Here is a 7,742-nt window from a genome sequence, read left to right on the forward strand (position 1 = left end):
ATGTGGGCCTCGCCGTGATTGGCCGAGATGGCGATGAACCGTGTGCGAGGCCCGCCAGCCGACCGCTCGCGAGCGCGCAACTCGGCGGCGATATCGTATCCCTGCATGTCAGGTAGCTCACAGTCGAGCAAGACGCCGACGTAGCGTCCCGCCTCGAATACGTCGATCGCTGCCTGCCCGTGATCCACCGCATGCGTCGCATAGCCGATGAACTTGAGCTGCGCCGCGATGATCTGGCGATTCGCCGGGTGATCCTCGACCAGAAGCACCGTGCCGAAGGGCTCGTCCTTCGCCACATCGAGCGGGTCGTCGTCGGTAACCGTCGTGACGGCAGGCACGAGACTGGTCGGCAATTCGATGCGCACGGCCGTGCCGACGCCCACTTCGCTGGTGAGGTCGAGCCGTCCACCCAGGTGCGTGACGATATCGCGACAGATCGCCAGGCCCAGGCCCGTGCCGCCGAGCCGTGTATCGAGCGGTCCATTCGACTGGGCGAACGCGCGGAACAGCTCGCGCTGCCGGTCGACCGGCACACCGATACCGGTGTCGAAGACTTCGATGACCAACCGCCGCACGCTGTCGGCCGTCTCTTCCGTGCCTTGCCAAAGTGCGATGCCCACATGCCCTTGCTGCGTGTACTTCACGGCATTCGCGAGCAAGTTCTCCAGGACCTGGCGCAGCCGGGTCTCGTCGAGGAGTAACCAGGGCAGCGGCCCCATGGGGAGGTCGAGGCGCATATGGAGATCCTTCGCCTCGATCGCCGTGCGCTGCGACTCGATGACCTGCCGCGCCACGGCCAACGCATCGCAGGACACGAGATCGGGCGTGAAGCCCTGCACCTCGGATCGGGTGTAGTCGAGTGCGCTCTTCAGCAGCGTGCGCAGATTGCGGCTACTCGACTGCGCTATCGCCATGAGGTCTCGCTGCGGCCCCTCCAGTGGCTGCCGGGCCATCAGGTCGATCGATGAGACGACGGCATTGACCGCATTGCGCACCTCGTGGCTCATCACCGCGAGCAGCATGGTCTTCTGTTGCTCGCCACGCTGTGATGCGAGCTGCGCCCGGCGCAACTGCCACAAGGCGAACATCAACACCAGGACAAGGCAGCCACCCAACGCGATCTCTCCCTGGTACACCGACACGACCTGCGACAGGGTCGGTGCGCGCAGGTATGCCGTCTCCAGCCAGCGCTCGATCACCGCCTCGTTCTCGTCGGCGGTGATGCGGCGCATGCCCCTGTCGAGCATGTCGATCAGTTCCGGTTCGTCGCGCTGCACGACCACCCTGACAGTCACCGGCATGTCGGGCACATCGCCGGCGACGCGCAGGCTGGAGGCGTAGTCGCGGCGCACGATGGGGTGGTATGCGACGTCCATACCCACGGCAGCGTCCGCGATACCGCTTTCCACCGCGGCAAGCACCTCGTGGATGTCGTCCAGCGGAAGACGCGTCACCAGTGGATGTTCCCGCTTGAGCCAGCTCTCGTAGGCACCGCCGCCCTTGAAGGCGACCGTATGGCCGTCCAGGTCACGCATCACCACCTTCGCCGGGCCGACGGTGCGGGTCACGATCAGGGTCCGACCCACGTAGAACGGTGCCGAAAGAAGGGCGCGGTCGCCCAGGTCGGCCACGACCATGCGGTCACTGGTCGAAGGCAGCAGGTCGACGCGATGCTCGGTGAAGGCTTTGACGGACTCCTCCCACGAGGAGGTGCGCAACGTCTCGAAACGGACGCCCGTATGTTCCGCGACCAACGCCAGGTACTGGCTGACCAGGGGATTGGCTTCCCCACCACGAATCTCGGCGCCCTGCTGCGGGTCGATCGCAAGACGCAGCACGGGATGCTGCGCGACCCAGCGCTGGCGATCGGGATCCGGCGGATCCGTTGCAGCACCGGCGGTCATCATGAACCCGATCAGGAAACACGCGATCCATCGCCTCACTTCGACGGCACCTCGCTGTCCGATGCCAGCAGGTACGCGCGCAGCATATGCAGTTCGTTATCCGCTCGGATATCCAGCTTCCGGTAGGCYGCCGTCTTCTGGGTGCTGACCGTCTTCAGGCTGCGGTTGAACTTGTTGGCGATCTGCGTCACCGACAGGCCTTCCAGCACACAGCGAACGACCTCCCATTCGCGAGGTGAAAGGTCAGCCATGGGATGAGCCGCCAATCCGCTGACCATACCCGGTGGCAGGTATTCCCGCTCGGTCATCACGGCGTCGATGGCACGAATAATCTCATCGAGCTCCTGGCTCTTCGCGACGAAGCCGTGTGCACCTGCCTGCAAGAGGCTGCTGATGACCAGGCGCGAACCGTGAGCGGAGACAACGAGAATCTTCAACGCCGGATGCGACGCCCGAAGCAGCTTGATCAGCGCGACACCGTCGATGTCATCCATGGCCAGGGAGTAGTCGATCAGGGCGACGTCCACGGGCATGGCCGCCAGCATCGCCCGGAAGGGCTGGCTGCTGCCGTGGCTGCCGACGATCAGGATCGAAGGGATTCTCTCAAGGTGCGCAATGAGCCCTTTGAGGACGAGCGCATGATCGTCCAGCAAGGCCACGCGCACTGAGCCGGTGTAGGTTCGCGCGGACATGAGTCGATCGGGGGGCTGCCTTGTAGTCATATGCCCTGCCTCTTAAGCGGAGCGGAATGAACGATATATCGGCGATGGAGGCTTGTAAACGCCAGTAGCTCCATGAATGTCGTATCGGCCATTCGGCTACCTCCGTAAGCCGTACAGGCAATCCACCAGTGGATTGCTAACCTCTCATCGCCCCGCAAGACGGGGATTCCCGACCAACAAGGGGTAGGACGCGGGCATGGATACAGTAAGCCGCAGACCGGCCGGCACCGCCGCCGTGCGCGAACCCGTCGCCGACGGCCAGCCGTACGAGCGTGCGGGGGAAGCCGTCACACTCTCGCTGGACACGGTGCGCATCGGCATTGTCGGATTGGGGTACGTGGGCCTGCCGCTCGCCGTCGAATTCGGCAAGCGGTACGCAACCCTCGGATTCGACATCAATTCCGGTCGCATCGAAGAGCTCCGCCGCGGCCATGACGTCACGCTGGAGGTGGATGGCGAGGAGCTTGTCGCCTCGCGTCGGTTGCGTTTTTCCTCAGGAATCGACGATCTGGCCGAGTGCGATGTCTACATCGTCACCGTGCCGACGCCGATCGACGACGCTCGGCGGCCGGACCTTACGCCACTGATGCGCGCGAGTGAGACCCTCGGCAAAGTGCTCAAGCGCGGCGACATCGTGGTCTATGAATCGACGGTTTATCCGGGCTGCACCGAAGAGGTCTGCGTGCCCATCCTGGAGAAATTCTCCGGCCTCGTCTTCAACGAAGATTTCTTTGCCGGCTACAGTCCGGAACGCATCAACCCGGGCGACAAGACGCATCGTGTTACGGGAATACTCAAAGTCACCTCGGGATCGACCCCGGCCACGGCGGACTTCGTCGACGCGCTGTACCGCTCGGTGATCACGGCAGGCACGCATCGGGCCAGCTCGCTCAAGGTAGCCGAGGCGGCCAAGGTGATAGAGAACACCCAGCGTGATCTCAACATCGCCCTGGTCAACGACCTCRCCATTCTCTTCAACAAGCTGGGCATCGACACCCTCGAGGTGCTCGAAGCCGCCGGCACCAAGTGGAATTTCCTGCCTTTCCGGCCCGGATTGGTCGGCGGACACTGCATCAGCGTCGACCCTTACTACCTGACCCACAAGGCGCAGCAGGTCGGCCACCATCCCGACGTAATCCTCGCCGGCCGGCGCACCAACGACGGCATGGGCACGTACATTGCCTCGGAAGTGGTACGGCTGATGGTGCGCAAGGGGATCAATCCCGTGCGCGCCCGGGTCCTGATCCTCGGCCTGGCCTTCAAGGAAAACTGCCCGGACCTGCGCAACACCCGCGTGGTCGACATCATCAACGCCCTCGACACCTATGGCGTCGGCGTGGACGTGCACGACCCCTGGGTGCGTGCCAGTGAGGCCGAGCACGAATACGGCATCACGCCCATGGCCGACCCGGCGCATGGCGCCTATGACGCCGTGGTCGTCGCCGTGGGCCATCGCGAATTTGTCGCCTTGGGCGCCACAGGCATCCGCGCCTTCGGCWAGGCCGATTCCGTGGTCTACGACGTCAAGTACGTGCTGCCGCGCGATGCGGTGGACGGACGGCTTTGACCGCGGCCTCTCCAGCATGAAAGTCCTCGTCACCGGCACGGCTGGCTTCATCGGTTCGCACGTTGCCATGCGCCTGCTCGAGCGCGGCGATGAAGTGATCGGCTTCGACAGCATGTCGGACTACTACGACGTGGAACTGAAGAAGGCACGGCTGGCGCGTTTCGCCAACCAGCCGGGCTATACCCATATCCACGCCGATCTCGCCGACCGCGACGCCGTCGAAAACGCCTTTGTCACGCACAAGCCGCAACGGGTGGTAAACCTCGCGGCGCAGGCCGGCGTGCGTTATGCCGCGGAGAATCCGCACGTCTACATCGCCAGCAATGTCACCGGCTTCCTGCACGTCCTCGAGGGCTGCCGTCGTCACGGCGTGGAGCACCTGGTCTTCGCCTCGACCAGCTCGGTTTACGGCGCGGATACGCGTATGCCCTTCTCCGAGCACCAGCCGACCGAACATCCACTGACGCTCTATGCCGCCTCGAAGAAAGCCAACGAACAGATGGCGCACAGCTACGCGCATCTCTACGGCGTGCCCTGCACCGGCTTGCGCTTCTTCACSGTCTACGGCCCCTGGGGCCGSCCGGACATGGCGCTGTTCCTGTTCACCAGGGCGATCCTTGCCGATGAACCTATCCAGGTGTTCAACCATGGTCATCACAAGCGCAGCTTCACCTATGTCGATGACATCGTCGAAGGCGTATTGCGCACGCTGGACCAGATACCCGAAAAGAATGTGAACTGGTCGGGCGACCGACCCGATCCGGGCTCCAGCGGCGTTGCGCCCTACCGTATCTACAACATCGGCAACGAAAAGCCGGTGGCGCTCATGCAGTACATCCGGGTGCTCGAGAAATGCCTTAATAAAACGGCACGCATGGAAATGCTCCCCCTGCAGGCCGGTGATGTACCCGACACCGAAGCCAACGTTTCCGCCCTGGTCCAGGCCACCGGCTATCTGCCCAAGGTGGACGTCAGCGAGGGCGTGGGCAAGTTCGTGGATTGGTATCGGGGTTACTACCGGGCGTAGGACTCGCCGCACAACAAGAACAACAACAACACACGACTCACGACGCTGGGAGATACACCCCGTGATCATCGACTACCTCGACAGGTCGGCCGCTGCCGACTATCAGGCGGATCTCTGTGTCATTGGCGCGGGCCCTGCCGGCATCGCGATTGCACGGTCCTTCATCGGCACCTYGACCACGGTCTGCCTGATCGAAGGTGGCGGCCTCACTGGCGAGGATCGCAGTCAGTCGCTCTACGAAGGAAGCTCCGCAGGGAGCACCCCATTCGACGCCGGCACCTCGCGCATGCGCGTCTTCGGGGGAAGCTGCACGCTTTGGGGTGGTGGCTGCATCCCGCTGGCCAATACCGATCTCGAGCCGCGCGACTGGGTGCCCGATAGCGGCTGGCCGTTGCGTTATGCCGACCTCGCACCGTGGTACGCGAAGGCGCGTGAGTTCTGCCAGATCGATCCGGAACACGCGTTTCGCCCCGGAACGTTCGACGGGCCGACGCCGCGAGTCCCGCTCGATCTCGACGCCGAGGCCATGGTCAATTTCATCTTCGCGCGCAGCCCGATCACCTTCGGTGACGCATACCGCGACGCCCTCGGCCAGGCGGCCAATGTCACCGTGCTGCTRCATGCCAACGTGATGGAACTGCGCGCGAGCGAGAACGCGACGACGGTAACCGACGCCACGATCGGCTCGCTCGACGGGCGGCGCGGGCACGTGCGTGCGCGGCATTACGTACTGGCCGCGGGCGGCATCGAAAACGCGCGCATACTGCTGCTCTCCGACAGTGTGGCGCCGAAGGGATTGGGGAACGATCGCGACCTTGTCGGCCGCTACTTCATGGACCATCCCAGCGGTGCGATCGGCAGCATCCGGTCGGAACACCCTGACCGCCTCACCCGGCCCTACGAGCGCACGATAGGCAAGATACGCGCATCGGTCGCCTCGGAAATCGGCCTTTCACCGGCAGCCCAACGCGAGCACCACACCCTCAATGCGCGCGTCCATCCGTTCGCGGTGGAGGGTGACGTACCCCGCGGCATCCGCGCCCTGCGCGATGTACGCGCCGCGTTGCGCCCGCCGGCGCGCGATGAAGCCACCTTGCTGGAAGCGCGCCTTTCAGCAGCCCTGCAGAACGGGCCCGGCGGTGCGGCAGCCATCGCCATGCCACAGAACCTTGCGATCAGTGCGATGCGACTCGGCCTGCACATCGGTGATGTCATCCGCGCGGTGGCTTCAAAAGTGAGCGATCGTCCCACGGTGGGCAGCGATCGCGTGGAGCTCGTCGGCTTCTTCGAGCAGGCCCCGAATCGCGACAGCCGTGTCACGCTCGACGACACGCGCGACGCACTGGGCCTGCGCCGTGTCCGCGTGGACTGGCGCCTCACCGAACTCGACCGGCATACGCATCGCGTACTCGGTGCATTGACGGGCGATCGCCTGGCGCAGGCCTGCGCGGGACGGTTCGATGCCGCTGCATGGACAACCGACGTCGATGCGCCTTCGGAAGTGCACGGCACGGCGCACCACATGGGCACCACGCGCATGGCCGAGGACGCGACACAAGGCGTCGTCGACACCCAGGGCAAGGTCCACGGCGTCGCCAATCTTCATGTCGCCGGCAGTTCGGTGTTCCCCACCGGTGGTTGGGCATTCCCGACCTTCACTCTGATTGCGCTGAGTCTTCGTCTGGCGGAACAACTGCGTGTGTTGTTGAGCGTCGCCGAGTCCGGCCTGTAACGCTGGTGTTACAGGGGGGCGATACACCGATGCATCAGGCGGCCGTTTGGCCTAGCCGTGCGACGACCGGAAGTGCAATCGACAGAACGTGCCCAGGTTTCTAGCCTCCATGTATCGACACGTTCGGACAACGTGCGGAGGGGAACACGATGATCCGTCTTTTCAGACAGCCGATCGTTCGCTGGCTTATCCTGATGGGTGCCTGTGAACTGCTGTTGCTGGCCGCCTCGCTCAACGTCGCGACCTATATCCGGTTCGCCCCATCGCCCGACGACCTCGCCGCATCGACACAGACACTGACCGCGCGTGCGGTGATGTTCGCGGCGGTGATCTTCCTGGGCATGGCGGCACTCGGCGAATACCGCTCCACGTTGCGCATGAGCTGGCGGGGCCAGCTCGCACGCCACGCCATCGCCTTCGTGCTGGGCGGTCTTGCCCTGGTGGTCGGCTACTACGTGATTCCGCAGGCCTATGTCGGTCGCGGCGTGCTCGGCATGGCACTGCTCATCGCCTTCGTCGCCACGGCGGCCTTTCGCGGCCTGTTCATGCGACTGGTAGAGATGGAGTCGCTGAAGCGGCGCGTGGCGGTGCTAGGCGCGGGACAACGCGCCGCGCAGATCCACAACCGCATGCGCCGTCGGTCGGACCGTCGCGGCTTCTGCCTCATCGGCTACCTGCAAGGCCCGAACGAAACCGTCATGGTGCCCGAGAACCTTCTCCTGGCGCGCGATGAATCCTTGGCCCAACTCGCGCGTCGCGAACACCTCAACGAGATCGTGGTCGGCGTGGA

Annotated in this window: 5 protein-coding genes and 1 pseudogene; 4 read left to right on the plus strand and 2 right to left on the minus strand. The window is 64.4% G+C overall.

All coding sequences use genetic code 11. The annotated features are described in order from the left end of the window. Together AC1DT2_RS11740 and AC1DT2_RS11745 are read right to left on the minus strand one after the other, a co-directional pair. A partial coding sequence (locus AC1DT2_RS11740) for an ATP-binding protein (protein WP_477296358.1) occupies positions 1 to 1,907 on the minus strand: 1,907 nt, incomplete at its 3' end. Between the two features lie 32 nt (positions 1,908 to 1,939). Next, positions 1,940 to 2,596 (minus strand): response regulator, encoded by a 657-nt coding sequence (locus tag AC1DT2_RS11745; RefSeq protein WP_063571298.1) that lies wholly within the window; start codon positions 2,594 to 2,596, stop codon positions 1,940 to 1,942. A gap of 328 nt (positions 2,597 to 2,924) precedes the next feature. Here AC1DT2_RS11745 and tviB point away from each other — a divergent pair, with 328 nt between their 5' ends. The 4 genes and pseudogenes from tviB to AC1DT2_RS11765 all read left to right on the plus strand — a co-directional run. Further along, the gene (tviB, locus tag AC1DT2_RS11750) at positions 2,925 to 4,193 is read left to right on the plus strand and encodes a Vi polysaccharide biosynthesis UDP-N-acetylglucosamine C-6 dehydrogenase TviB (RefSeq protein ID WP_477296361.1); all 1,269 of its coding nucleotides are present in this window, start codon (positions 2,925 to 2,927) and stop codon (positions 4,191 to 4,193) included. Between the two features lie 16 nt (positions 4,194 to 4,209). After that, entirely contained in the window at positions 4,210 to 5,220 is a 1,011-nt protein-coding gene (locus AC1DT2_RS11755; RefSeq protein WP_477296359.1) for an NAD-dependent epimerase, read from the plus strand. Between the two features lie 61 nt (positions 5,221 to 5,281). Continuing rightward, complete coding sequence (locus tag AC1DT2_RS11760; protein ID WP_477296360.1) at positions 5,282 to 6,952, plus strand: GMC oxidoreductase; 1,671 nt, start codon at positions 5,282 to 5,284, stop codon at positions 6,950 to 6,952. A gap of 149 nt (positions 6,953 to 7,101) precedes the next feature. Next, positions 7,102 to 7,742 (plus strand): annotated as a pseudogene (locus AC1DT2_RS11765) (TIGR03013 family XrtA/PEP-CTERM system glycosyltransferase); the annotation flags it as partial.

This window comes from Luteibacter sp. P4_E6 (genome assembly GCF_056401535.1).